This window comes from Polaromonas sp. P1_G1, assembly GCF_056405595.1.
On sequence record NZ_JBFUBU010000035.1, the window covers coordinates 24,682 to 50,411 of the forward strand.

The following is a 25,730-nucleotide window of genomic DNA, read 5'->3' on the forward strand; positions in this document are numbered from 1 at the left end:
CCGGATCGCGGGGTCGTGTGAGCGCGTGTCTCTGCGCGCATGTCTGCGTTGGAATGCCTAGAGCGTAATCAAGCAAGGCGGCAACTTCGGGTCCGAAAAAAAGCAAACTGTTGCAAGCCGTATCGTTTTATGCGGCATCCCTCATCAAGCAAACAGCTGTTACGTTGTTGCAACGAATGCGCAACCTTTTCGTCAAATGAATCAATCGGGAAAACCCTAAACTGGGCTCGTCTCCTACATCAACTGTCTCGCTTGGCGCATGGTGCCTCCCGGCGATTTGTTCGATCCTCAATCAGCCGTTCAGTAGCGCCCCCTTACACAGGCGAGCTCGTGGAACAAATACAGGAAGTGACCTCCAGATATGAATTTTCAGACTCCGCTTTCAAGCGAAGATTCCGCGCGTTATGCGGCGCTGGTCGAGCAAAGCGCGGCCATCACGCGGCATGCCGAACTGCTGGCCTGGCTGCAGGGCGACATGCAGCAGTGCCTTCCCCACGACATCCTGCTGGCGGGCTGGGGGAATTTCCAGGAGGGCGCTGTGCAGCACGACGTGGTGTCCAGCTTGCCGGGCGCGCGCTCCTATGCCCCGGGCACGGACGGCCTACCTTTTCTTCTGGGAAAGTTCCACGAACGTTGGCTGGCCGCCGGTCGCCAGCCCTGCAGCCTGGACTTCCGTGAATTCGAATACCTGCTGGGCCAGGCGAGCCTGCCGGGCTCTTTCAGCGACAGCCTGCGCGGCATGCGCTCGGTGCTGATTCATGGGTTGCAGGATGAGCGGGCGCAACAGGACTGCCTTTATGTCTTGATGTGCGCCCAGCAAATTCCCATGGAACCGGCACGCACGGCCATGCGCATGCTGATGCCCAGCATGGACGCCGTGCTGCGCCAGCTAGCGCCCCTGCCGCAGCAGCGCCGCCCTGCGCCGGCTGCGCGGGGCGTAGCCGAGGACGCCTGCGGCCTCAGCGAGCGCGAGACGCAGATCATGGCCTGGGTGGCCATGGGGAAAACCAATTCCGAGATAGGCGCCATCCTGAACATCAGCGGCTTCACCGTGAAGAACCACATGCAGCGCATCTTCCAGAAGCTCAATGTCTTTAACCGCGCGCAGGCGGTTTCCAAAGTGACGAGGGTCAGTATCTATGGCTGAAGCCAACCAGCTCCAATCCGCGTCCGCCTGGCTCAACCAGCGCGAGCCCCGCTCCATGGGCCTGGGGCGCAGCCACCTGTTCACCGCCGTCGAAGCCGGGCTGGACCCGCTGGTGCTGGTGTTCTCGCTGTGGGCGCTGGCGTTTTATTTTGAGGGCTCGGTGCGGCCCGCCTACCTGATCCTGTCCGTGATCGTGTTCTCGCTGACGTTTCCGGGCAGCTCCCAGTTGCGCCTGCCGGTGTGGAAGGTGTTCTCGACCATCGCCTTTCACTGGATATGGATCGCCGGCCTGCTGCTGCTGACCGGCTATGTGACGGAGTACTTCCACAAATTTTCCATGACCGTGCTGATGCACTGGCTGTGGGTCGCGCCCGTGGCCCAGGCCGGCGCGCACCTGGCGCTCAGGGCCGCGGCGCCGCAGCTGCTGAAGCTGCAAGGGCCGGCGCGCGGCGCGGTGATCGTCGGCATGAACGAGCAGGGTGTTTCGCTGGCCAGGCACATCGCCGGCTCGGCCTACTCGGGCATTGAACTGAAGGGCTTTTTCGACGACCGCGGCGAGGAGCGCCGGGAAGCCCAGGACGAACACCGGCTGGTCGGAAAGATCGACGACCTGCCGGCCTACGTCAAGCAGCACCGCATCCAGTTCATCTACCTGTCGCTGCCCATGGCTTCGCGGCCGCGCATCCTGCAGGTGCTCGACGGCCTCAAGGACACCACCGCCTCGATCTACTTCGTGCCGGACATGTTCATCACCGACCTGATTCAGGGCCGCAGCGACACGGTGTGCGGCGTCACGGTGATCTCGGTGTGCGACACGCCGTTCCGCGGTGTCAACGGCTTCCTCAAGCGGGCCAGCGACATCGTGCTGTCGCTGCTGATCCTGCTGCTGATCTTTCCCATCATGGGGGTCATCGCCCTGCTGGTGAAGCTGGACTCGCCGGGCCCGGTCATCTTCAAGCAGCGCCGCTACGGCCTGGACGGCGAGCAGATCCTGGTCTACAAATTCCGCTCCATGGCCGTCACCGAGGACGGCGCCGCGATACGCCAGGCCAGCAAAAACGACATGCGGGTCACCCGCCTCGGCGCCATCCTGCGCAAGACCTCGCTCGACGAGTTGCCGCAGTTCATCAATGTGCTGCAGGGACGCATGAGCATCGTCGGCCCGCGCCCGCACGCCGTGGCGCACAACGAGATGTACCGCTCGCTCATCAAGGGCTACATGGTGCGCCACAAGGTCAGGCCCGGCATCACGGGCTGGGCCCAGGTCAACGGCCAGCGCGGCGAGACCGACACGCTGGACAAGATGCAGTCGCGGATCGACTGCGACCTGGACTACCTGCGCAACTGGTCGCTGCAGCTCGATTTTTTCATCATCCTGAAAACCATTCGCCTGGTCTTCAAGGATGGCGCGGCTTATTGAGATTCAGTGTTGAGAGATTCGGGTTCGCCGAAGTTTGTTGAGTTCGTTGAAGTTTGTTGAAACCGGAATAACCAAAAAAAGAAAGGAAAAAAGGCGTGGCCTTGCCAACCCATTAGGACAAAAGGACTATCGCCTCCCCATCATGAATCCGCTATCTTCATCTCGTCCCCCCGCGGCTCCCACTCCATGCGGCGATCGCGGGCACCCCACGATTCCCAGTCTTGCCGCTTCCGGCGCGGAGGGCCCCCTTTCCTTGAGTCCCCATCGCAAACTCCTTCCGATTCCCTTCCTGCTGCTGGGCCTGTTCCCGCTCGCCGGGCAGGCCGACGAACTGGACACGCTGCAGTTCCGGCTGGGGCAAAGCATCACGCACGACAGCAATGTGTTCCGCCTGTCCGATTCCGCCAACACGCAGGCGCTGCTCGGAAGGCCGGAGCGCGACGACAACGTATCGGTGACGACGGCGGGCTTCAAGATCAACAAGCCCTTCGGGTTGCAGCGTTTCGAGTTCGACGCCAATATCGAAGACCATCACTACAGCCGCTTTTCCTACCTGGATTTCACGGCGGTGAACTACGCGGCCGCCTGGCGCTGGAGTTTCACGCCGGCCCTGCACGGCAACCTGACGAGCGACAGCCGCGAGTACGTCGACACCTACGCCGACGTGCAGGGCGCCGGGCAGATCAACCGCCGGACCAATCGCTCGACTATTTTTGACGCGGAATATGAGCTCGACGGCGCATGGCGCGTGGTGGGCGGGCTGTTCGAGCGCACCAGTACCAACAGCCAGCCCAACACTTTCGAGGGCGACACCAAAATCCACGGCGCCGAGGCCGGCGTGCGTTATGTTTATCCATCCGGTACTTCCATGGCCTACCGCTTCAGGGAGGGCAAGGGCGAATACCCGGGCCGCTTCCTGGCGCCGGGGGTTGGCGGCGATTTCACCGACCGTGAGCATGAGTTCCGTTTTGACTGGGCGCCCAGCGCCAAGACCACGTTGCGGGCCAAGGTCGCGCACCTGGACCGCAACCACGACGGCCTGGGCGCGCGCGACTTTTCGGGCGTGACCGGCCAGCTCGACGCGGCCTGGTTCATCACGCCCAAAACCACCTTGGCCGGCGGCCTGGTACGCGAACTGGCCAGCTACCAGACCACCACCGCCAGCTACTACGAGGGCTACCGCTTCTTCATCGCCCCGACCTGGAAGCCCACCGAAAAAACCGCGGTGCGCCTGCGCTACGACCACGGCGCGCGCGACTTCAAGGGTCCGCTGCCGGGCTTTGCGGCGACCAATCGCCGCGATACCACCAACCTGCTGTCGCTGGCGCTGGAATGGCAGGCGATGCGCGCGCTCAAGCTGACCGCGTCGATGCAGAGCGACAGGCGCAAATCGAATGAACCGGGTTTTGACTACAAGAGCAATTCCTTCGGTCTGTCAGCCGACGCAAGTTTTTGATGAGAGCCTCCCCTGGCCGGCCCTTCCTGCTTTTGAATTTTCCTGAATCCACGCTTTCCCGAGAGGCCACAAGATGAACCCGCTGATGCTCAAACCCCTGACCCGATACCTTCTGGCCCCGCTGTTGTGCGCGCTGGCCGCGCCGCTGTGGGCGCAAACCGCCCCGGCGGCACCGCCGCCGCCCGCGGCGCCTCCTGCCGTGCAGGCCGCGGCGACAACGACACCTGTGGCGCCGTCGTCGGTGGCGGCTACGCCCACCTTGCCCAACAGCCAGGACTACCGGCTGGGCGCCGGCGACGCCATCGGCGTGCAGGTCTACCAGAGCCCGGATCTTTCCATCGATGCGCGCGTGTCCGAAAGCGGCGTGATCAGCTACCCGCTGGTGGGCAGTGTGCAGCTCGGCGGGCTGACCATCGCCGAGGCCGAGAAGAAGATCGGCGACGCGCTGCGCAGCGGCGGCTTCGTCAAGGTGCCGCAGGTCAACATCGTGCTGCGCCAGGTGCGCGGCAACCAGGTGGCGGTGCTGGGGCAGGTAAGCCGGCCCGGCCGCTTCCCGCTGGAGACCTTCAACACCCGTGTCAGCGACATGCTGGCCGCGGCCGGCGGCACCACCCCCACCGGCGACGACGTGCTGATCGTTACCGGCCAGCGCGAGGGCAAGCCGTTTCGCAAGGTGATAGACATCCCGGCGCTGTTCCTCAATCAAAAATCGGATGAGGACATCGTGCTGGCCGGCGGCGATACGCTGTACGTCAACAAGGCGCCCATGTTCTACATCTATGGCGAGGCGCAGCGCCCCGGCCCCTACCGCATCGAGCGCGGCATGACGGTGATGCAGGCGCTGGCCCAGGGCGGCGGCCCCACGGTGCGCGGCAGCCAGAATCGCCTGAAGCTGCATCGCCGCGACGCCTCGGGCAAGGTCGTGGAAACCACACCAAACCTGAACGACCCGGTACGCCCCGAGGACGTGATCTACGTCCGTGAAAGCCTTTTCTAAACAGCCATGACTGGAAAGCCATGACACTCCATCAATTCTTACTGATCCTGCGGGCCCGCTACGGCGTGGCCCTGCTGGTGATTCTGCTGGCCATCTCGGCGGCTTTGGCGGTCAGCCTGGTGCTGCCGAAAAAATACACGGCGCAGACCGCCGTGCTCGTCGACGTGCGCTCTCCCGACCCGGTGGCCGGGGCCGGCAGCGCGCCCATACAGGGCCTGGTGGCGCCCAGCTACATGGCCACGCAGGTCGACATCATCGGCGGCGACCGCGTGGCCCAGCGCGTCGTGAAGGCGCTCAAGCTCGACGAAAACCCGCGCACCAAGGAGCGCTGGCTGGAAGCCACGGAAGGCCGGGGCACGCTCGAAGGCTGGATCGCGGATTCGCTGCAGAAGCGCCTGGACGTGCGGCCCGCGCGCGAAAGCAATGTGATCAACATCACCTATAAGGGCAGCGAGCCTGAAGAGGCCGCCAACGTCGCCAACGCCTTTGCCCAGGCCTACCTCGACATCAACCTGGCGCTGAAGACCGAACCTGCCCGCATCTACGCGGAATGGTTTGACGAGCAGACCAAGGCCTCGCGCGCCAAGCTCGAGGAAGCCCAGGCCCGCCTGTCCGAATATCAGCAAAAGGCCGGCATCGTCAGCAGCGACGAGCGTGTCGACTATGAAACCACCAAGCTGGCGGAACTGTCCTCGCAGCTCACCACGGTGCAGGGCGACACCACCGACAGCCAGAGCAAGCGCGGCTCGCGCGGCGACACCATCGCCGAGGTGATGCAAAGCCCGCTGATCAACGGCCTGAAAGCCGACGTGGCGCGGCAGGAGGCCAAGGTGCAGGAGATCGGCGTGCGCCTCGGAGAGAACCATCCCGAGCGCCAGCGCGCCGAATCCGAACTGGCCGCCCTCAAGAGCCGGCTGGCCAGCGAAACCGGGCGCATCAATGCCTCCATCGAAACCACCTACCGCGTCGGCAAGGACCGCGAACGCGAACTCCAGGGCGCCGTCGGCGCGCAGAAGGCCCGCGTGCTGGCCATCAACAAGCAGCGCGACGAACTCAACGTCTACCGCCGCGACGTCGAGTCGGCCCAGCGCGCCTACGAAACCGTGAGCCAGAGCGCTTCGCAGACGCGCCTGCAGAGCCTGACCAACCAGACCAATGTGGTGCGCCTCAATGTGGCGACGCCGCCCATCTTGCCGTCCAGCCCGAGGTTGCTGGTCAACCTGCTGGTTGCCGCGTTCGGCGGGACGCTATTGGGCATCGCCTGCGCCTTGCTGCTGGAGCTCGCCAACCGCCGCGTGCGCTCCGCCGAGGACCTGGTCCAGATGCTGGACCTGCCGGTGCTGGCCAGCATTTCTTCGAGCACGGGCAACACCCGGCTCAGTGGTCCGCGCCGGCTGGCGCTCGGTATGGGAGGATAGACATGAACCGAAACAACAACGCAACGGTGGCGCGCCCCGTTCCCCTGACGGTGCCCAGCAAGCCGGCCACCGGTTCGGCTCGCTCGATAGGCGCCATCCTGGTCGATGCCGGGCGGCTCTCGCCGCTCGATGCCGAGCGCATCGTGCATTTCCAGAAGGACCGCGGCGCCCGCTTCGGCGATTCAGGCAAGGCGCTGGGGCTGCTGACCGACGACGACGTGCGCTATGCGCTGTCGGTGCAGTTCGACTATCCCTACCTGGCTCGCGAAAGCAATTTGAGCCGAGAACTGGTGGCGGCCCACCACCCGAACAGCCAGCCTGTTGAGCAACTGCGCGCGCTGCGCAGCCAGCTGATGCTGCGCTGGTTCGACACCGGGCCGGACCGCCGCGGCCTGGCCATCGTCAGCGCCGGCTCACGGGAAGGGCGCAGCTATATCTCGGCCAACCTGGCCATCGTGTTTTCGCAGCTGGGCCTGCGCACCCTGCTGATCGACGCCGACATGCGGGCGCCGCGCCAGCACCTGCTGTTCAACCTCGGCAAGGGTGCGGGCCTGTCGGACATGCTGGCCGGCCGCGCCGGGCTGGAGGCCGTGGTCAGTGTCGCGGCGCTGCAGGACCTGTCGGTGCTGCCGGCCGGCGTCATTCCGCCGAATCCGCAGGAATTGCTGGGCCGGCAGGAGTTTTCCCGGCTGCTGCAATCACTGGGCCAGGACTTCGACATCATCATCATCGACACGCCGCCCGCCAGCGAGTGCGCCGACGCCCACACGGTGGCGGTGCGCGCGGGCGCCGCGCTGGTGGTGGCGCGGCAGAACACCAGCTCGGTGCCGCAGATGACGCGCTTCACGCACAGCCTGCGCGAGTTCGGCGTGGCAATGGTGGGTTCGGTGCTTAACGATGCGTGAGGCGATGCAGGAGGCGTCCGCCCGAGAAGCGGTCCGCCGCAGCCAGCAGCGTCGCGCCCAGCAGGCCGCCGGCCGCGTCTGCGGCCAGGTCGGCCCAGCTCGCGGTGCGGCCCGGCAGGAAGGCCTGGTGCAACTCGTCCATGCCACCGACAAGGAGGGCACCCGCGAGGCAGCACAGCGCCATGCGCCAGCCGCGCATGCCGCAGGCCAGGCCGGCGGCCATGCCGACCACGGCAAAGGTCAGCAGGTGGGCCAGCTTGTCCCAGGGCGCGGGAAAGAGTCCCACGGCCACCGGCTGGGCGCCGCCCACGTACAGCACCGCGGCGCTCATGGCGACCGTCAGCGCCGCGAGGATGCGAACGGTACGCTGGAGATTTTCAAGGGAAAGTGCTTTGGCCATGGGCCCAATTTTCTCATGCCCCGGTCCCGTCGGCGGAAACGTCCATGCTGAATCCCTACGCCGAAAGCCCGTCCGACTGGCGCGGGCGCTGGTCGCTGCTGCTGGCCAAAATCGAGCGTGTGCAAAACCCAGCCCAGGGACAGGCCTTGCTGGCCGAGTTGAGCCAGCCCCGCGCGCCCTTGGTACTGGCATTCGCCAACGCGCACGCGATGAATTCCATGGCGGTGTCGGCGCCTTTTTTTGACGCGATGCAGTCGGCCGACAGGGTGCTCAGGGACGGCTCCGGCATGGCCACCTTGTTCAAACTGCTGCGCATGGAGCCCGGCCTCAACCTCAACGGGACCGACCTGATTCCGCAGCTGATACGCGCCTTCGACGGCCGCGGCATCGCGCTGTTCGGCACGCGCGAGCCTTACCTCGACAAAGCCCGGCAGCGCGTGCGTGAGGAGCTTGCCCCGCACAGCGAAGTCATACAGGCCCACGGTTTTCTCGACGTGCATGCCTACGCCCTGCTGGCGGCAGAGCACCGTCCGGCGCTGATCGTGCTCGGCATGGGCATGCCGCGGCAGGAAGAGGTCGCGGCCCAGCTGCGTAGCGTACTGGGCTTTCCCTGCCTGATCGTCTGCGGCGGCGCCATCATCGATTTCCTGGGCGGCAAGACACCGCGCGCGCCGATGTGGATGCGCCGGGCCGGACTGGAATGGGTGTTCCGCCTCGCGCTCGAGCCGCGCCGGCTGTTCCAGCGCTACGTGGTCGGCAACCCCGTGTTCCTTACGCGGGCGCTGCGGCTGGCATCGCTTAACCGGCGTTGATATGGTGGGCGTCGCCCGCTGCGGTTGAATGGGCGGCCTGGGCCACGGGAATGTCTTCCTCTTCGTACCGGTTGTCCACGTCGGGCGTGCAGTCGCGCCTGACGATCTGTCCTGGATTTCCCAGCACCACTGAATAGGGCGGCACGTCTTCGAACACATAGGCGCCGCCGGCAACGCGGCTGCCTTTGCCCACGGTGACGCCGCCCACGATGATGGCGTGCGGCCCTATCCAGACTTCGTCCTCAATCACCGGGTACAGGGTGTGCCTGCGGCCCTGCGCGTCAATATGGTCGCGCTGGCCCAGCGTGACGCCGTGGAACAGCGTGACGTTGCGGCCTATGCGCGCGCCGGCGTTGACGACGATGCCGCGCCCGTGCGTGAGCGCCAGCCCAGGGGCGATGTCGGTGCGCCAGGGAATCTCGATGCCGGCCAGCTGGCTCACCAGGCGGTAGAGCAGCCGCGCGGGCAGCACAGCCAGCAGGCGCCAGCTGGGCGGCAGTTGCTGCGCGGCCTGGCACAAGCGCAGGCAGGCGAGCACGCGAAACGCCGGATCCAGCAGCGCGGCCTTGAAGGTGGACTGGGCGTCGGTTTGCCCGGACTTTCGGTAGGTGTCGGCTTTCAGGGCGTGCATATCATGTTGTCCAGGGTGGCATGGCTGGCGGCGGGGGCGCAGAACCACAAGGCGGAGTCGCGCAGGCCGTCGGCATAGGGTGTCCATTGCACGCCCAGCTGCCGGGTGGCCGCCTGCGTGTCTAGGTGTATGTGCTGCGACCACAGGCCCAGCAGGCCCGGCGGCAGGGCGTCGGGCAGTTTCAGGCCGTGGCTGCCCAGCCGCCTCAGGGCCAGCTCGGCCGCCTTGAGCGGAGGGCCGCAGAGCCAGGCGTCAAGCTGGAGCCGGCGCCGGCCCAGGCGGCGCACGGGCGTTGCCTTGATCTCCAGGGCCAGGTCCACAAAATACTCGTTCCAGCGCGGGCTGTCGGGCGTTGCCAGGTTGAACACCGGCATCTCGCCCGGCGCCACCGGCAGCTGCAGCGCCAGCAACAAGGCCTGGCAGACGTCGTCGACGTGGACCAGGTTGGCCCAGCCGTCGCCCTCGATACCCAGGTCGCCCAGGCGGCCGGCCTGCAGCCAGCGGCCTATGCGTCCTACCCACAATTGGCTGCCGGGGCCGAAGACGCAGCCGGGCCGCAGCAGCACCGCCTCGCCGCCGTGCTGCACGAAGTCGCGCATGGCGGCCTCCGCTTCGCATTTGGCCCGACCGTACCAGCCCAGGCCCGGATCCAGCGGCGCGTCCTCACGCACATTGCCTTCGGCGGGACCGTAGACCGACATGGTGCTCAGGTGCACGATGCGCCGGCAGTCGGCTTGCAGCGCGGCCTGCGCTAACGCGCGCGCGCCGCCGGCGATCGAGGCTGCGTCGCCCGCCACGCAGTTGACGACGGCATCAAAACCTTTCAGCGCCGATGCCAGTTCGCGCGGGTCGCGGCTGTCGAGTTCCAGCCAGCTCGCGGTGTTTTTCATGTGCCGGGACGCACCCGTGGCCACCGCCCAGGGCGTGGCGTGCAGCATCTCGAGCAGGCGCGCGCCTATGTGGCCGGAGGCGCCCAGTACCAGGACTTTCATGCGGCCTCCTTCATCTGCAGCGGCGAGCGTTCGGCGCGCAACTGTCGCGACAGGAAGTCGCCCAGCCGCAGCGACAGCGCGACCAGCGTCAGCGTCGGGTTGGCCTGGCTGGAGGTCGGGAAGACCGCGCTGCCGGCGACAAACAGGTTGCGCACCGAATGCACGCGGCAATCGGCGTCGACCACGCTGCTGCGCGGGTCCGTGCCCATGCGCGCCGTGCCGATGTGGTGGCCGCCGTAGGCGCCGAAGCGCATCAGGTCTTCTTCCAGCGTGTGGCGGTTGTAGTCGAAGCGGGCCTTGCCGCTGCGCTCGAATTCCTGGGCCATCACGTCCAGGGTCGCGCCCACGGAATCGATGTCGGCGCGGCTGTAGCGCCAGTCGACCTTGAGGCGGGGCATGCCCAGCGCATCGACGCCGCCGGCCAGCGTGACCCGGCTGTGGGCCTGGGGGATCTGCTCGCCGTGCACTTCCAGGCTGAAGCGGTTGCTGCGGTTGCGCAGGATCACCGAGGGAAATTTGCGCTCCGCCAGGGTGCGCTTTGCCAGCCAGTGCGCCAGGAAGGCCGTCGTGTCCAGCGGGTCGGCGACGACATTCAGCAAATGACGCGCATAGATACCGGGAGTCGGCGGCGCACCGTCCTTCAGGCGCTTGCTGTATTCGTAGCTGATCATCTTGCGCGCCAGGAACAGGCCCGACAGCACACCACTGCGGTGCGCCGGGTCTGTGATGCGCGGGAAGTGCAGGCGCGCCACCGCGTTGGCCAGGCCCAGGCGCTGCTGTTCGCTGGCCGCGACCGAGAGGCGGCGCCGGCAATACACGCCTTCTGGCGAGACCTCATAGCCGTGCCGCACGTCGCGCGTCGGTCCGTGCACCGTCAGCATGCCGACGTTGCCGGCGATGTGGCACATGTAATAGCGGCCGACCACGTCGTGCGCATTGCCCACACCCTGCGGCGCCACGTCACGCGAGGCCAGCAGCAGCCGCGCGGTCTCAAGCCCGCCCGCGGCCAGCACCGTGTTGCGCGCGGCGACGGTAAATTGCGTGCCGGCCAGCGTGCGCACTTCGAGTTCACGCAGTGCCTGGCCGTCGGCCTGCAGCCGCAGCGCGGTGCAGTTGGCGCCCGTCAGCACCTCGAGCGTGGGCGCCAGCGCCAGCCGCTTGGCATAGCGGCTGCCGAAATGCGTGGGGCAGGAAAAGCGTTCGAGCCCGTTGCTGAGCACGCGCGGACTGTCGAAACCGGCGATTAGGGGCCCGGTTCCCGGCTCCAGGGCCTCCTGCGCGTCATACAGAAAACGCCCGGCCTCGGCCAGGGCGTTGGCGCGCGGGTACCAGGGCAGCAAGTCGCCGTAAGACAGCGGCCAGCCGCTGTGCGGAATATGGGCGCGGGTTTCAAAGTCGATGGGGTCGAAAGGCATGCAGCGCCCCCCCCAGATCGCGGAGGATCCGCCCAGCCGCCGCTGCCGGTATTTGCCGGGCGGGCTGTGCAGCTGTTCGTCGGCGACCTCGCCTTCGTACAAGTCTYGCGTGGGGGCATGCGCCTGCAGCTGGCCCGACTCGAGCAGCAGCACGGCGTGCCCCTGGTCGCTGAGCGCCAGCGCCAGCGCGATGCCCGCCGGGCCGCTGCCGACCACGCAGACGTCCGCCTCCAGGCGGCTGCCGTTGGGGATGGTGCTGGCGTCGCGGATCATGCCGCGCCTTCCTGTGAAGCCGCGGCCGGGCGCAGCAGCCGTCCGGCCACGCCGAAATCGCGCTGGTGGATATGGGCCACGCTGGAGAAAAAATGGGCGATGGAAAAGGTTTGCTCGTACAGCGCCCGGCCGTTGCGTTCCAGCGCGGCGCGTAGTTCGGCATCCTGCAGCACGCGGCGCAGGCTGGCCGCGATGCCGGCCACGTCGCCGGGCTGCACAAAGCGGGCACTGACGCCGTCGCTGAGCACCGTCGGTATCTCCCCGACGGGGCTGCACACCACCGCGACACCGTTGGCCAGCGCCTCCAGGATCACCAGCGGCAGGCCTTCATCGTAAGAGGGCAGGACCAGCACGTCGGCGCGCGCCATCAACCGGGCCACCTGCTGTTGGTCCGACCATCCGGCAAAACGCACGAAGCTGTCTATGCGCAGCTGCCGGGCTTTGGCTTCATAAGCCTCGACGTCGCCGCCGCCGGCCAGGGTCACTTCCAGGCGGGCCGTGTCAAGGCCGGGCAGGGCCAGCGCCTGCAGCAGGTCGGTCACGCCCTTGCGCTCCGACAGGTTGCCCACGAACAGCAGGCGCTGCATGGCGGAATCGCCGGCGACGCGGCGCGCGTGGGTGGGCTCGGGCACGCCGTTGATGACGATGTCCACGCGCTCGGGCGCCACGCCCAGCTCCTCGATGACAAAGCGCCGCGCGGCCGAGCCCAGCACCACGACACTGGCCGGCAGCGAGAACACCCAGCGCGTCAGCGCCTGCAGCGGGCGCGGCAGCGACTGGTAAAAATGGTGCAGCTGCGCGGCATGCAGGTGCAGCACCACCGGAACACCCAGGGCGCGGCAGGCGGCGATGACGGCGCCCTTGCGGAACAGGCTCAGCCGCTCCGCCWTGTTCACGTGCACGCCGGCCAGCCGGCCGCTGAGCCTGCCGCGGGCGATGCGGGCCAGCGCGGTGGCGAGCACCCAGAAGGAATACAGGGCGTTGGCGCCGCCGCGCGTGTCGAGCGGCCTGAGTTCGGCGGCTTCTGCCGAGGCGAGGCTGGCCGAAGAGGCCTGGGCCTGGATCAGGTAATCCGCCACCTTGAACATGCCGCCGCCCAGCGGCGTCCAGGGGCAGGCGATGTAGATGTAGCGGCCTTCGCGTTCGCGGATGGCGGTACGTGGCAGCGATTCGGTTCGCATCGGGGGATTACTTTCCGGGATGTTGGTAAGAGAGCTTGGGCGCGCCGAACAGGGCGCGCTTGAAGAAGGCGGTCATGGGCCGCTCCATCCACACATAGGAGAGGCAGCCCGCCACGGCCACCGCCAGGCCGACGGCCAGCATGATGGCCAGGCTGTCCTGAACGCCCAGGCGCTTGAGCGCCTGCACGCCGGCCGGCACCACAAAGGTGTGCGACAGGTAGATCGAATACGAGGCGTCGCCCAGGAAAGACAGGCGCGAAGCCAGCGGCGCGCGCACGGTCCAGGGTTCCATCCAGACGGCCCCCAGCACGATGAGCGCGGCGCCGCAGCCCCAGGTGGCGAAGCGGTCGGCGGAGTGCCCCCAGTCGGGCGCGAACATGTACAGCGCGCCGGCCGCCATCGCCACCAGGCCCGCCAGCGGCCCGGGGCGGCGGAAATGCAAAAAGGCATGGGCGATGCAGACGCCCAGGATGAACTCGAACACGATGGTCTGGGCGTAGAAGTTCAGTGCGACCGACTCCGGCAGCAATCGCCCCGCCGCGAAGATCAGCACAAAGGCCGCCAGACAAAACCGGATGCGCGGCGCGCCCAGTGCGATGGCTACGGCGAACACCGCATAAAACAGCATTTCAAAATTCAGGGTCCAGCCGACAGGCAGCGTGGGCTGCACCAGGCCCCAGGGGCTCATGCTGGGGATGAAGAGCAGCGAGGCCGCGAGGTGGCCGGGCTCCACCGAGGAGCGCGCGGCCAGCGCCGGCATGGCCAGCAGCAGGGCCACCTTGAGCAGGGTGTAGAACCAGTAGAGCGGCGCGATCCTGACCAGGCGGCGGCGCATGAAGACCCAGGCCGCGTCCATGCGCGCCGGCCCGTCCGCCGGCAGCGAGGCGGTCGACATGGCCATGACAAAACCGCTGATCACAAAAAAGATGTCCACCCCCGCGGAGCCCGCTCCCCAGTAGTGGCTGGGCCCGGTCCCGCTGATGTGCATGGAGATGGCCTGGGTGATGTGCATCACCACGACCAGCATGGCCGCGGCGAAGCGCAGCACCTGCACGCCGGTAAATTGCTGGGTCTCGCCTTTCAATGGGCAGCCCCCTGGATTGCAGGGTGATGCGTCATTGCCGAGTCCTTGACAATCCGGCTTGCGATGGCCTCGCGGGCCGGCCGCTGCCGGCGAAGCAGGCCGCGTATGAAGCCTGCGGCATTGAAGCACCAGGAAACCACTGAATAAAGTGCCTTGGTTGCGGACCGTTTTCGCCAGGTCATCAGCAACACCGGCGCCGTGGCGATGATGCAGAAGAACGCCAGGCGCAGGGATGCGGAAACCGGCCAGAACACCAGGCTCGCCATGACCGCCCACCAGCCGAGCACTGCCAGGTACAGGCGCAATTCCCGCAATCCCTCCAAAGCCAGATGCAGGCGCGGCTTGCCTGCTGCCGCGCGGACAAGTTCACCCAGTCCGCAGATATAGCGAGTGCGCCAGCGCCGCATCAAAAGGCGATAGGGTGGTGCGTCGTGCCCGAAGTGATTGACTGCATCCACCGGCAAGCGCCAGAGGCGCCAGCCGAGGGCACGCAGCCTGATGGCCAGGTCAAATTCTTCGTAGCTGTGAAGGTTTCGGTCGGAAAGATAGCCTGCCGCCTCGATGGCGCTGCGGCGGTAAAGCCCGCCGCCGTCGAGCCGGTCCACTTTGCCCGGCCGCAGGTGCGGGGAGTCCCGTTCTCCACGCGCCATGTACTCGAGGCTCTCGGTGTTTTGCTCCACCACCCGTCCGCCCACGCCTGCAACATCCTCATGCGCCTCCAGGAAGGCGAGGGCTTTCTCAAGAAAGCCCTCCTGCATTTGCATGTCGCCATCGAGGATATAAATGAAGTCGCCATGCGAATGCTGGTAGCCGAGCTGCGGACCGACGCCGCAGCAGCGCTCATTGGGATTAGCCAGCTGGACGATGCGTATGGGATACGTGCAAGCCAGCTCCACCGTGCGGTCCGTCGAGCAGGAGTCGGCCAGGATCACTTCTCCGCCAACGGCAGAGACGGCGCGCAGTGCACTTTCGATGGTCGCCCGAATGCGTTGTTCCTCGTTCAGGGCCTTGATGACCACGGAGACCCGGCACGAATGCCAGAGGGGTGTCATTTTGCGAGGTAATTTTTGGTTCATGCTTTCATCCTGCTTCGGCGGGGCTGGCCGCAGGTACGGTGCGGCGCACGCGCCAGCGTTGCCAGTTCCTGACCAGCGGGCCCGGCATGAAGAGCGCCATGGCGGCTGTGAGCCACCAGCGCTTTCCGCCGGCCGCGCGGTGCGCCTTGATTAGCCAGGCCCAGCCTTCGCGACGATTGCCGACGGCCAGCGCCTGCCGCGCCAGCGTGAGCTGGTACTGGGCCACCAGCCACAGTGCTGAACCGCGCCGCGCGGGTGGCATGGCGCCGGAAAGCGCGCGCTGCTCCATGCGCTCGAGAAAAGGCGGCATGGCCAGCGGCGCATGCCCGCTGCTGAGGCCGCCTTCCACGGCGAGCCGATAGGCCATTAGCGGCGTGTGGGCCAGCGCCACAGGCGCCTGCTCCGCGAGGCGGAACCACAGGTCCACGTCTTCGCCATGCGATTCACCGGGGGGAAAGCAGGGCTGCATCCCCAGCAGCCGCGTGCGCCGCACCGAGACGGCACTGGTGCACAGCGTCGGCGAGGCCATCCAGCGCCGCGGCAGGTCGGTGACGACCTCTATGTCCGGGTTGCTGTCCATCGCGGGCCAGCGCGGTGGCCACATGTCCTGGGTGTCGGGCACCGGAAGGTAGTCGGTGGCCACGGTGTCGGCCTGGGGGCAGCGCGCCTGGGTCCACACCAGCGTGGCGAGGTAGTCGGGGTGGTGCCAGTCGTCGGCATCGAGAAAGGCCACCCACTCGCCGCGCGCCAGCGCGATGCCGTGGTTGCGTGCCGCCGAGACGCCGGCGTTGGCCTGGCGCACCAGGCGCACGCGCGGGTCGGTGACGAAGCTCACGAGCTCCGCGCCGCCGTCGGTGGAACCGTCGTCCACCACGATCACTTCGAAGTCGGTGAAGGTCTGCGCGAGCACCGACGCGAGCGTGCCGCTGATGTAAGGCGCCTTGTTGTAAAGGGGGATGACGATGGAAAATTTCATGGTTTCATCGGTGCAGCCGCGCGGCGGCCAGGGGAGGTTGGGGGGCTCTGGGGTCTCGGGAAAAAGCCGATGCGGCGCGCGGAACCGGCGGCCTCTGCGTCGGCTGGCGTTTGCGCTCGCGGGCTTCGCGCACGGCGGCGGCCAGTGTCATCAGCAGCAATACATGGGCAATCAATTCAGGGCCGTAGCCGAAGAGCAGCAGCGGCACCTCGCTGATGGCGCGCAGCACCAGCGCCACGAACAGTGCCAGCGTGAGGCCGCCGCTGGCGCGGGCGTAGCGGATGGACAGCACCAGCAGCACCAGCGCATACAGCACCAGCGCCGCCGCGCCCACCGTGCCCGAGCGCGACAGCGTGTCCATGAACTGGTTGTGCGCGTGGGTCGCGTTGGGCATGCCTATGGCTTCGCGAAAGGTCGCGTCCCACAGGGTCGGCCCATAACCGAACACCGGGTTGCGCAGCCATTCGTCATGCGCGATGGCCCAGATCTGGTCGCGCCCCGTCATGGACGCCAGCTGCGCGCCCTGGGCGCTGTCGAAGAAGCTGCTCAGGCGCGCGTCGATGTCGCCGAACATCAGCAGGGCGGCGAATGCCACGACGGCGGCCATAAACGCCAGCAGCGAGACGATGCCGAACTCCGGCCGCACCGGGTCCCCCACACGGCGCATGAAGCCGGGGCCCTGGCGAACGATGAGGATACAGGCGGAGCACAGCGTGAAGGAAATCCAGGCCGTCTTGGATTGCGCGAGGAACAGCACGAACAGGCCCATGGCCCAGGCCAGGCGGTTGAGCCACACGCGCTGCAAGGGGCGCGCAAGCAGGCACAGCAGGCCGAGTTGCGCCAGCATGCCCAAGGACACGGCATGCGGCGCCAGGCCCGCCAGGCGCGGCACACCCGGCAGCAGGCCCTGGGTGTAAGAGGCGTCCAGCACCAGGCTGGGCTTGAAGGGAACCAGCAGCAGCCCGGCGGCGATGAAGAGCAGCAGGGCGTTGCGCGCCGCGCCAAACGCCAGGTCGCGTTCGGTGGCCGTCGCCAGCACCGCCGCGAAGCCTATCACCAGCGGGTACACATAGTCGTGCGACAGATGCGGGTGCGCCCCCAGCAGGGCCGGTGCGGCCACGGTGCCCAGCCAGAAAAGAAGAAAGGCCACCAGCAGCGCGGAAGGCGCTTGTGCGGCCCTGTCGCGGCGTATCCAGTGCGTGATCACGCGTTCGCCGGCGAGTGTGAGCAGCAGCAGCGAGGCCATTGGCTGCATCAGCGACACCAGCGGGTGGCGCACCACCACCGCCACTTCGTCGAACTTCATGTTGCTGCTGGAGAGGTCGCGGCCCGAAAGAAGATTGGCCATGGCCACCATCAGCAGGATGGCGTAGAAGATGAAGTGCATATAACCCTGCGCCCGGCGCGAGGTCACGTGGACCGCGCCCGCCATGCCCAGCGCGGCGGTGAGTGCCGCCAGGATGGCGCCGGCGACGAGGACTGAAATGACGATGGGTTGGTCCACGGTGAGCCGCCTTAAGGATGCTGTTCGCTCAGGGACGCGGGCAGGGCGGAAGCGGCCGTGGGTCGGCGCAGGAACTTCGCCGCGCCGGGCAGGAAGCGGATCACCATGTCGGAGGCGTCCGGGCCCAGCACTTGCGGCCGCAGCAGCAGCAACAGCGCCGGCAGCACACCGGCCGCGAGCGCGCCGGCGGCCAGCGAAATCAGCGGCATGTTGAATGTCGCCACGGCGTGCTGCCCAGCCAGCGCGCCGCCGGCGCAGAGCGCGCTCAGCAGCAGGCCGCGCCAGGCGTGCGGCAGCAAGGCGCTTGCGCGCAGGTCCAGCGCGCGGAAGGCCGCAGTGGTGATGACGGCCGCGCGCAGCACCAGCAGCCCGCCCGCCACGGCCGCGGCGACGTGGATGCCCTGGCCGGCCAGCAGGTAAAAGCCCAGCGCGCCGGCGACGACCAGCGGCAGCTGCAGCATGAACTCATAACGCTTGCGGCCGGTGTTCCACAGCACCGGCGTCGACAGGCCCCAGATGACATAGGCCGGCATGCAGAGGAACAAAGCGCCCAGCACCCAGGCCGCGTCGCTCCAGGCCGGCCCGTAGAGCACGCGCACGATGTCGCGCGAAATAAACGCCAGGGTCACAAAAGCCGGCAGGCCCAGCACCACGATGGTGGCCAGCATCTGCAGGTAGGCGCGGCCCAGCCGCGGCAAATCGTTTTGCAGGCGCGCGCCTGCCGCCAGGAAAGCCGGCTGCAGCGCGCCCAGCAGCAAGGTGTTGGGCATGGTCGCCAGGTTGTAGGCGACGTTGTAGAGGCCCAGGGCCTGCGCATTGAGCAGGCGCCCTATCAGCACGCGGTCCAGGTTGTTGAGCACCCAGTTGACGATGTTGGTGAAGAACACCGTGTGCCCGGTGCCCACGGCCGAGCGCGCATCGGCATACCAGAACAGCGGGCGTACCGCGTGCGGCTTGAGCGCATAGCTGGCCGCCAACTGCACCGCCACTTGGACCAGCCAGGCCGCCACCAGCGAGGCCTCGCCCTGGCCCGTCAGCGCCATCGGCAGGCCCACCGCGATATAACCCGCCGCGTAGCTGCCTACCTGTACCAGACCTACGGCGCGGAAGTTGAGGTCGCGCTGCAGCAGGTAGGTGGCCGGTTGCGCGGCGGCGCCCAGCAGACAGGCCAGCGAAAGCCATTCAATGACGGCCAGCGCGCGCGGCTCGCGGAAATAGGCGGCCAGCAGGGGCGCCAGGAGGTAAACGGCCAGCGTTGTCGCCAGGCCCACGATGAGCTGCCAGGTCCAGGCAAAGCGCACGTCCTCGTCGCTGAGTTTTTCGCGCTGCAGCAGGCTCCAGCTGAAACCGAAGCCGGACACAAAGGTGGCAAAGGTCAGCACCACCATACCGATGGCGAACACACCGAAGATGTCCGGGCCCAGCGTGCGGGCCAGGACGACCTGGGCCATCAACTGCAGCACAAAGCGGGCAACCGTGGACGCCGCGCTCCATTTGACCGCTGCGACGCCGGGCCGGCCGAGTCCGCTCACGCTCAATGCCTTCCCTCCTTGAAGCGCCGCACGGCGATCACGCCCATCAGCACCAGGGTGGCCAGCAGCATGCCGTAGGAACGCCAGCCGGACTCGCCGGCCTCCGGTTCGTCATCCGCCGCGAAGACCTGTGGCGGGTTGGGGCGTGGGCGTATGTCCGGGCTGTAGACGGCGCGGACCTTGACCGTATCAGCGTCGGCCTGCAACTTCATGGGCGTGTTTTTTGCGGCGCTTGCCTTGGCGGCGAGCGCCTGCGGTGGCGGCTGGTCGGAAGAATCGGAGTAGGCCGATGCTGAAGCCATGCAGGTGGCCAGAACGGCGGCGGTCATGGCGGGAATGAGGGCTTTAAGCATGAATTTCTCCTCTGTCAAAGCAGGAGATGAGTGTCTTGTGCAGTGCAGCAATCGGCAATAGTCCGAACGGCTCATGGCCTGTTTTGTGCTGGTGAAAGCAGATGTGTTTTGTGCGCATGGGGCACCTGTTTTGCGCCGTGGCGAATCACACGCTGACCGCTGGGCGGATGGGTCCGTTCGGGCTATTGCGCACAGGCGCCGGGGCATGCATGGCGGGGCTGCCGGAGGGCAAGGTCCGGTAGCCGTCGGGGTTGCGTTGCTGCCAGTGCCAGGAATCGCGGCACATGTCGTCGATGTTGCGCATGGCGCGCCAGCCCAGCAGGCTGCGGGCCAACGATACGTCGGCAAAATACTGCGCCACGTCGCCCGCGCGCCGCGGAGCGAATTCAAACGGGATGGGCTGGCCGCTGGCGCGCTCGAAGGCGCGCACCACGCCCAGCACGCTGGTGCCTTCACCGGTTCCCAGGTTCACCGTGAAGCTCTCGCCCTTGGCCAGCAGCGCCTGCACGGCGGCCACATGGCCGGCGGCCAGGTCGGACACGTGCAGGTAGTCGCGCACGCCGGTGCCGTCGGGCGTCGGGTAGTCGCTGCCGAAGACCTGCAGGCGAGCCCGCTTGCCCACGGCCACCTGGGTCACGAAAGGCATCAGGTTGTTGGGGATGCCGTTCGGGTCTTCGCCGATCAGGCCGCTGGGGTGCGCGCCCACCGGGTTGAAGTAGCGCAGCACGCCGGTGCGCCATGACGGATCCGACACGCGCAGCGAAGCCAGGATGTTTTCGCACATGAGCTTGCTCTCGGCATAGGGGCTCTCGGGCGCGCAGGGGAAACCTTCATCAATCGGCACGCTGGCCGGGTCTCCGTAGACCGTGGCGCTCGAGGAAAACACCACGGAGCGGCAAGCGGCGGTGGTGGCCATGGCCTCCAGCAGGCTGAGCAGGCCGCTCACGTTGTTGCGGTAGTACATCAGGGGCTGCTGCACGCTTTCGCCGACGGCCTTGAAGCCGGCGAAGTGCACGGCGGCGACACAGCGGTGGCGCCGCAGCACCTCGGCCACAAAGGCGGTATCCAGCACGTTGCCTTGTTCGCAGGGAACGCTGCGGCCCGTCAATTGCGCCAGCCGCTCCAGCACGGCCGGGTGGCTGTTCGAAAAATCATCGAGGATGACCGGCTGCAAGCCGGCCTCCACCAGGGCCACAAAAGTGTGGCTTCCGATATAACCTGCGCCGCCGGTCAGCAGCACGCTGGGAATGTTTTTTGTCATTGGATCAATAGATATGAAGCTGACGGGCAGCGGGTAGATGCGCCAAAAAACGCTGACACATACGGCCTGGCCGCCGGTGAATTGGCGCGGCCACATCCCGTACCTGGGATAGCTCCAGTGTCTTTGTGGCGATGAGGGAAGGCGTGTCAGCGTAAGCCGCAAGCCTGCGTCGGATGCCCGGACACAGGCCTTAAAGCGTGTCGAATCGTTCGGTAAGCACTTGTGAATGGCGCGCGCAAACCGCGTGCGGACGGGGGCGTTTGCCGTGCGCTCGCTGCAGGGCGCGTTTTGCCGCGCCGACAGAAAGTCACAAAGGTTTCCAGGCTTGTGCCGCGTATCTGTGGCGTGCACGCGACTGAAAGGCAAAGGCCGCATGCGGGATGCGGCCTTTGGAAAATCGCGCGGGTTCTTCCGGATTCTTCCGGGTTCTTCTGGTTTGGCAGAGAGCCGGAAGAAGGCCTGTCAGACCTATCGCTATCGCATCTCGAGAGAAAGATGCGTGGGGCTCAGCGATGCCAGGAAGTCCGGAGCGTCGAATGCTTCACCGGCGGTCAGGACACCGGTGGTTTTGACCTGGCCGCCGATGACGCGTGCCATGGCTTCGACAACCAGGGGCGCGGTGAAGCCATAGATGTCCCGTCCGTGGGCGATGGCGCGGCGTTCCTCGCCGCCGCGGCGCGCGAGCACTTCCACCACAAAGGTTTGCGTCGACAGCCCGCTGTCGTCATCGGCCACGGGCGCTTGTGGGTTCGGGTCGGTCAGGTCCTTGACAGCCGTGGCCGTCATGTAGGAACGGATCTCGGGCACCTTGAGGTGGCGCGAGATCGTCACCGTGTCCGCCATGGTGAATTCCGCGATGACCGGTTGTTTTCCAAGCGGCTCGGCAAAGGTCCATTCAGCGGCCGGTGCTGCTTCCGTGGTGTAGCCGATTTTTCCGTTGGCGAAAACGACCCGGCGGCCGTCCCGGCGCTGCTTTGATACTTGGCCGGCGATCAGGGTCCCCGGCGTTGGCCGCCAGCTGTCAAGCCCGTAGGCGATGGAAATTTCGTCCGCTGAAGTCCAGTCGCCCATGGCTGCGGTTGCCAGCAAGTCACCGAGGCCACCGTAGAAGGCCATCGCGTGCACCACAACGATGCCGGCTTCGCGTGCGCGATCCGCGAAGAGATTGAAGGTGTCGATATTGGCTTCTATTTCGGCCGCGACATCCAGGTAGGGAATCCGCGCGCGCATGGCGGCTTCAATCAGCGGTGCGGCGGTGCTGGCAAAGGGGCCGGCGCAGTTGATGACTGCCGCGGCGCCGGCCAACGCACGGTCTAGCGAGGTGGGGTCGTCGACCGACGCGGGCCGCAGTTCCAGATCGGAGTATTCCGTGCCGAACGCTTGCAGCTTGCCGGCATCGCGCCCCGAGAGGATGGGCGTCCAGCCTCTGCGGCGCAACTCCTTGACCACGAATTTCCCGGTATGCCCATAGGCGCCGTAGACGGCCACTGTCTTGTTTGATGTCATCACGAATTCCCCTTGTTGAGTTATTTGCCAAAACGATACAGATCTGTAGCGTTTTGGGTAATGTACAGTACAGATCTGTAGCGTGTCAATTGTGTGGAGAAATTCGATGAAAAAAAGTACCGAGACGGCCACTCCGGTGGTGGATGAACGCGGCCCGCTGAGCGTGCGCGACCGCGTGCTGGAGACGGCGGCGACGCTGTTCTACCGCGAGGGTGTCAGGGCTGTCGGCGTCGACCTGGTGGTCGAGCGTTCCGGCGTCGCCAAGACCAGCTTGTACCGGCACTTCGCGACCAAGGACGATCTGGTGGTGGCATTCCTTGAGCGCGAGGATGCCGAATATTGGGAGGACTGGGAAAGTGTCGCGGCGCGGGAGCCCGACGATGCCGAGGCGGAACTGCAGGCGCACCTGCGCTGGATCGCCGAGCACATCGCCGCGCCCAGGTACCGCGGCTGCCCCTTTCTCAATGTGGCGACCGAGTTCCCGGAACCAAGCCATCCTGCCCGCGCGGTTTCCATGCGTAACAAGACGGAACTGCTGCGCCGCCTGGCCGTGATGGCAAAGAAGATGGGGGTGCGCAAGCCTGACGATCTGGCCGGCCAGCTTGTGCTGCTGATCGACGGCGCTTATATGAACGGCCCGCTGCTCGGCAAGAAGGGGCCGGCGAACTCGCTCGTGACGGCGGGACAGGCCCTGATGGCCGCCGCGCCGCGCCGTTGACCTTCGGGACAAAAGAAAAAGCCCTTCTCAGGTCGAGAAGGGCTTTTTCAATAGAAGCACTTCAGTTGGCTTACATGCCCGCGTAGTTGGGCCCGCCGCCGCCTTCAGGCGTAACCCAGACGATGTTCTGCGTCGGGTCCTTGATGTCGCAGGTCTTGCAGTGCACGCAGTTCTGCGCGTTGATCTGCAGGCGGTCGGAGTTGTCGGGGTTCTTCACGAACTCGTAGACGCCGGCCGGGCAGTAGCGGCTTTCCGGGCCGGCGTATTTGGCCAGGTTGATGCTGACCGGCACGCTCGCGTCCTTGAGCGTCAGGTGCGCGGGCTGGTGTTCTTCGTGGTTGGTGTTCGACACAAAGACCGAGCTCAGGCGGTCAAAGGTGATCTTGTTGTCGGGCTTGGGATACACGATTGGCGTGCACTCGGCCGCCGGCTTGAGTTTGGCGTAGTCGGGAATGCTGTTGTGGATGGTCCAGGGCGGCGACTTGAAGCCCAGCTTGGGCAGCAGCCAATGCTCGATGCCGGTCATGAAGGCGCCGACGTAAAGGCCCTTCTTGAACCAGGACTTGAAATTGCGCGACTGGTTCAATTCCGCCGCGAGCCAGCTTTTGGCGTAGGCCTCGGGGTAGGCGGCCAGCTCGTCGTGCTGGCGGCCGGTGGTGACGGCGTCATAGGCGGCTTCGGCGGCCAGCATGCCGGACTTGATGGCCGCGTGGCTGCCTTTGATGCGCGCCGCATTGAGGTAGCCGGCTTCGCAGCCGATCAGTGCGCCGCCCGGGAACACGGTCTTGGGCAGGCTCAGTGCGCCGCCCGCGGTGATGGCGCGCGCGCCGTAGCTGATGCGCTTGCCGCCTTCAAGATATTGTTTGATGCTGGGGTGGGTCTTCCAGCGCTGCATTTCTTCGAACGGGCTCAGGTAGGGGTTGCTGTAGTCCAGGCCGGTGACCATGCCCAGCGTGACCTTGTTGTCCTCGAGGTGGTACATGAAGCCGCCGCCGTAGGTCTGGCTGTCCATGGGCCAGCCGGCGGTGTGGATGACCAGGCCCGGCTTGTGTTTGGCCGGGTCGATTTCCCACAGCTCTTTGACGCCGAGCGCGTAGCCTTGCGGGTCGCGGCCTGCGTCGAGCTTGAAGCGGCTGATCAGCTGGCGGCCCAGGTGGCCGCGCGCGCCTTCGGCGAACACGGTGTATTTGCCGTGCAGTTCCATGCCGAGCTGGAAGTTGTCGGTGGGCTGGCCGTCCTTGCCGATGCCGAGGTTGCCGGTGGCCACGCCCTTGACCGAGCCGTCGTCGTTGTAGAGCACTTCGGCCGCCGCGAAGCCTGGGAAGATTTCAACGCCCAGCGCCTCGGCCTGCTGCGCCAGCCAGCGCACCACATTGCCCAGGCTGATGACGTAGTTGCCTTCGTTGTGAAAGCAGTCCGGCACAAAAAAGGCCGGTGTCTTGATCGCGCTTTTTTCGCTGAGAAAGAGCACCTCGTCAGCGGTGACGGGCTGGTTCAAGGGTGCGCCCTGGGCTTTCCAGTCGGGCAGCAGTTCGGTCAGTGCTTTTGGGTCCATCACCGCGCCCGAGAGGATGTGGGCGCCGGGCTCCGATCCCTTTTCGAGTACCACGACGGAGATGTCCTTGCCTTTTTCGGCCGCGAGTTGTTTGAGCCGGATCGCGGTGGCGAGGCCGCCGGGGCCGCCGCCCACCACGACCACGTCGTATTCCATCGCCTCACGGGGGCCGAACTGGGCCAGAATTTCTTGGGTATTCATCGGGGACTCGCTGATAATGATTTTCAGGAAGGATTGTCGGTCTCGCGTTGGATTTTATGTCGCGAATGCCGCGATGCGAACGGTCGTTCTCTTTTGTGCGGTTTAAATTGAGAGAGGAGCCTCTAATGGCTTACAGCATTGATCTGTCGGGGCGTGTCGCCCTCGTGACCGGCGCCTCGGGCGGCCTGGGCGCCCAGTTCGCCAAAACACTGAGCCGCGCCGGCGCGGCGGTGGTGCTGGCCAGCCGCAGGCTGGACAAACTCAAGGCCCAGCCCACCTGCGCGCGCAGATCGAGGCGGCCGGCGGCGACGCGCACGTGGTCGAGCTCGACGTGACCGACCACGCCAGCATCAAAGCCGGCGTGGCCCATGCCGAAACCGAAGTCGGCCCCATCGACATCCTGGTCAACAATTCGGGCGTGAGCAACACGCAGCGCATCCAGGACGTGGATGAGGAAGACTACGACTTCGTCTTCAACACCAATGTGAAGGGCGCCTTCTTCGTGGCTCAGGAAGTCGGCAAGCGCATGCTGGCCCGTTCGCGCGGCGCCGGGCCCGGCAACTATGCCGGCGGGCGCATCATCAACATCGCCTCCATGGCCGGGCTGCGCGTGCTGCCGCAGATCGGCGTGTACTGCATGAGCAAGGCCGCCGTGGTGCAGATGACCAAAGCCATGGCGCTGGAGTGGGGCAAGTTCGGCATCAACGTCAATGCGATCTGCCCCGGCTATATTGACACCGAGATCAACCACCACCACTGGGAGACCGAGCAGGGCAAGAAGCTGGTGCAGATGCTGCCGCGCAAGCGCATCGGCAAGCCACAGGACCTGGATGCGTTGCTGGTGATGCTGGCCAGTGGTGAGAGCCATTTCGTGAATGGTGCAGTAATCGCCGCAGATGACGGCTTTGGCGTCTGAA

22 protein-coding genes and 1 pseudogene are annotated in these 25,730 nt (G+C 66.3%); 9 read left to right on the forward strand and 14 right to left on the reverse strand.

Annotation, left to right across the window (positions count from 1 at the left end):
* Positions 1 to 361 precede the first annotated feature (361 nt).
* The 6 genes from epsA (at position 362) to epsG (ending at position 7,343) form a co-directional block, all read left to right on the forward strand.
* A complete protein-coding gene (epsA, locus tag AC1D1Y_RS17760) occupies positions 362 to 1,147 on the forward strand; it encodes an XrtB/PEP-CTERM-associated transcriptional regulator EpsA (RefSeq protein ID WP_477683484.1) in 786 nt (261 codons plus the stop codon).
* Positions 1,140 to 2,567: an undecaprenyl-phosphate glucose phosphotransferase gene (locus AC1D1Y_RS17765; RefSeq protein ID WP_477683485.1), complete on the forward strand. Its 1,428-nt coding sequence runs from the start codon at positions 1,140 to 1,142 to the stop codon at positions 2,565 to 2,567. Before epsA ends, AC1D1Y_RS17765 begins: the two co-directional genes overlap by 8 nt.
* A 253-nt stretch (positions 2,568 to 2,820) precedes the next feature.
* A complete protein-coding gene (gene epsL, locus AC1D1Y_RS17770; RefSeq protein WP_477683486.1) occupies positions 2,821 to 4,023 on the forward strand; it encodes an XrtB/PEP-CTERM-associated polysaccharide biosynthesis outer membrane protein EpsL in 1,203 nt (400 codons plus the stop codon).
* 73 nt (positions 4,024 to 4,096) lie between these two features.
* The gene (gene epsE, locus AC1D1Y_RS17775; protein ID WP_477683487.1) at positions 4,097 to 5,020 is read left to right on the forward strand and encodes a polysaccharide export protein EpsE; all 924 of its coding nucleotides are present in this window, start codon (positions 4,097 to 4,099) and stop codon (positions 5,018 to 5,020) included.
* Positions 5,021 to 5,040: 20 nt separating this feature from the next.
* Positions 5,041 to 6,438, forward strand: a complete 1,398-nt coding sequence (gene epsF, locus AC1D1Y_RS17780; protein WP_477654782.1) for a chain length determinant protein EpsF — start codon at positions 5,041 to 5,043, stop codon at positions 6,436 to 6,438.
* A gap of 2 nt (positions 6,439 to 6,440) precedes the next feature.
* Positions 6,441 to 7,343, forward strand: coding sequence for a chain length determinant protein tyrosine kinase EpsG (epsG, locus tag AC1D1Y_RS17785; RefSeq protein ID WP_477676232.1), 903 nt, complete (start codon positions 6,441 to 6,443; stop codon positions 7,341 to 7,343).
* On the opposite strand, the gene AC1D1Y_RS17790 is transcribed toward epsG, so the two are convergent.
* On the reverse strand, positions 7,330 to 7,743 hold the full coding sequence (locus AC1D1Y_RS17790) for a VanZ family protein (RefSeq protein ID WP_477683488.1): 414 nt from the start codon (positions 7,741 to 7,743) through the stop codon (positions 7,330 to 7,332). The two genes, epsG and AC1D1Y_RS17790, sit on opposite strands and share 14 nt — an antisense overlap.
* A 44-nt stretch (positions 7,744 to 7,787) precedes the next feature.
* Here AC1D1Y_RS17790 and AC1D1Y_RS17795 point away from each other — a divergent pair, with 44 nt between their 5' ends.
* On the forward strand, positions 7,788 to 8,555 hold the full coding sequence (locus tag AC1D1Y_RS17795; RefSeq protein WP_477683489.1) for a WecB/TagA/CpsF family glycosyltransferase: 768 nt from the start codon (positions 7,788 to 7,790) through the stop codon (positions 8,553 to 8,555).
* Here AC1D1Y_RS17795 and AC1D1Y_RS17800 read toward each other — a convergent pair.
* The 12 genes from AC1D1Y_RS17800 to AC1D1Y_RS17855 all read right to left on the reverse strand — a co-directional run bounded on the left by AC1D1Y_RS17800 (position 8,542) and on the right by AC1D1Y_RS17855 (position 22,339).
* Positions 8,542 to 9,186, reverse strand: a complete 645-nt coding sequence (locus AC1D1Y_RS17800; protein ID WP_477683490.1) for a serine O-acetyltransferase — start codon at positions 9,184 to 9,186, stop codon at positions 8,542 to 8,544. The two genes, AC1D1Y_RS17795 and AC1D1Y_RS17800, sit on opposite strands and share 14 nt — an antisense overlap.
* Positions 9,174 to 10,178 (reverse strand): NAD-dependent epimerase/dehydratase family protein, encoded by a 1,005-nt coding sequence (locus tag AC1D1Y_RS17805; protein ID WP_477683491.1) that lies wholly within the window; start codon positions 10,176 to 10,178, stop codon positions 9,174 to 9,176. Before AC1D1Y_RS17805 ends, AC1D1Y_RS17800 begins: the two co-directional genes overlap by 13 nt.
* The gene (locus tag AC1D1Y_RS17810) at positions 10,175 to 11,866 is read right to left on the reverse strand and encodes an FAD-dependent oxidoreductase (protein ID WP_477683492.1); all 1,692 of its coding nucleotides are present in this window, start codon (positions 11,864 to 11,866) and stop codon (positions 10,175 to 10,177) included. Before AC1D1Y_RS17810 ends, AC1D1Y_RS17805 begins: the two co-directional genes overlap by 4 nt.
* Positions 11,863 to 13,047 (reverse strand): glycosyltransferase family 4 protein, encoded by a 1,185-nt coding sequence (locus tag AC1D1Y_RS17815; protein WP_477683493.1) that lies wholly within the window; start codon positions 13,045 to 13,047, stop codon positions 11,863 to 11,865. Before AC1D1Y_RS17815 ends, AC1D1Y_RS17810 begins: the two co-directional genes overlap by 4 nt.
* A 7-nt stretch (positions 13,048 to 13,054) precedes the next feature.
* Positions 13,055 to 14,131: an acyltransferase family protein gene (locus tag AC1D1Y_RS17820; protein ID WP_477683494.1), complete on the reverse strand. Its 1,077-nt coding sequence runs from the start codon at positions 14,129 to 14,131 to the stop codon at positions 13,055 to 13,057.
* Positions 14,128 to 15,207, reverse strand: coding sequence for a glycosyltransferase family 2 protein (locus AC1D1Y_RS17825; protein ID WP_477683495.1), 1,080 nt, complete (start codon positions 15,205 to 15,207; stop codon positions 14,128 to 14,130). The genes AC1D1Y_RS17820 and AC1D1Y_RS17825 overlap by 4 nt, the downstream gene beginning before the upstream one ends.
* A gap of 4 nt (positions 15,208 to 15,211) precedes the next feature.
* Positions 15,212 to 16,183 carry a glycosyltransferase family 2 protein gene (locus tag AC1D1Y_RS17830; RefSeq protein WP_477683496.1) on the reverse strand — a complete coding sequence of 324 codons (972 nt, stop codon included), beginning with the start codon at positions 16,181 to 16,183 and terminating at the stop codon, positions 15,212 to 15,214.
* 4 nt (positions 16,184 to 16,187) lie between these two features.
* On the reverse strand, positions 16,188 to 17,687 hold the full coding sequence (locus AC1D1Y_RS17835; protein WP_477683497.1) for an O-antigen ligase family protein: 1,500 nt from the start codon (positions 17,685 to 17,687) through the stop codon (positions 16,188 to 16,190).
* Between the two features lie 11 nt (positions 17,688 to 17,698).
* A complete protein-coding gene (locus AC1D1Y_RS17840) occupies positions 17,699 to 19,219 on the reverse strand; it encodes a lipopolysaccharide biosynthesis protein (protein ID WP_477683498.1) in 1,521 nt (506 codons plus the stop codon).
* Between the two features lie 2 nt (positions 19,220 to 19,221).
* Positions 19,222 to 19,572, reverse strand: a complete 351-nt coding sequence (locus tag AC1D1Y_RS17845; protein WP_477683499.1) for a hypothetical protein — start codon at positions 19,570 to 19,572, stop codon at positions 19,222 to 19,224.
* Positions 19,573 to 19,717: 145 nt separating this feature from the next.
* On the reverse strand, positions 19,718 to 20,833 hold the full coding sequence (galE, locus tag AC1D1Y_RS17850; RefSeq protein ID WP_477683500.1) for a UDP-glucose 4-epimerase GalE: 1,116 nt from the start codon (positions 20,831 to 20,833) through the stop codon (positions 19,718 to 19,720).
* A gap of 474 nt (positions 20,834 to 21,307) precedes the next feature.
* Positions 21,308 to 22,339: a saccharopine dehydrogenase family protein gene (locus AC1D1Y_RS17855; RefSeq protein WP_477683501.1), complete on the reverse strand. Its 1,032-nt coding sequence runs from the start codon at positions 22,337 to 22,339 to the stop codon at positions 21,308 to 21,310.
* A 106-nt stretch (positions 22,340 to 22,445) separates the two neighbouring features.
* On the opposite strand from AC1D1Y_RS17855, the gene AC1D1Y_RS17860 reads away from it, so the two are divergent.
* Positions 22,446 to 23,057, forward strand: a complete 612-nt coding sequence (locus AC1D1Y_RS17860) for a TetR/AcrR family transcriptional regulator (protein ID WP_477683502.1) — start codon at positions 22,446 to 22,448, stop codon at positions 23,055 to 23,057.
* A 70-nt stretch (positions 23,058 to 23,127) separates the two neighbouring features.
* Here AC1D1Y_RS17860 and AC1D1Y_RS17865 read toward each other — a convergent pair whose 3' ends face one another.
* Complete coding sequence (locus AC1D1Y_RS17865) at positions 23,128 to 24,813, reverse strand: electron transfer flavoprotein-ubiquinone oxidoreductase (RefSeq protein WP_477683503.1); 1,686 nt, start codon at positions 24,811 to 24,813, stop codon at positions 23,128 to 23,130.
* Positions 24,814 to 24,938: 125 nt separating this feature from the next.
* Here AC1D1Y_RS17865 and AC1D1Y_RS17870 point away from each other — a divergent pair.
* Positions 24,939 to 25,729, forward strand: a pseudogene (locus tag AC1D1Y_RS17870) (SDR family oxidoreductase).
* The last annotated feature ends 1 nt before the right edge of the window (position 25,730 follow it).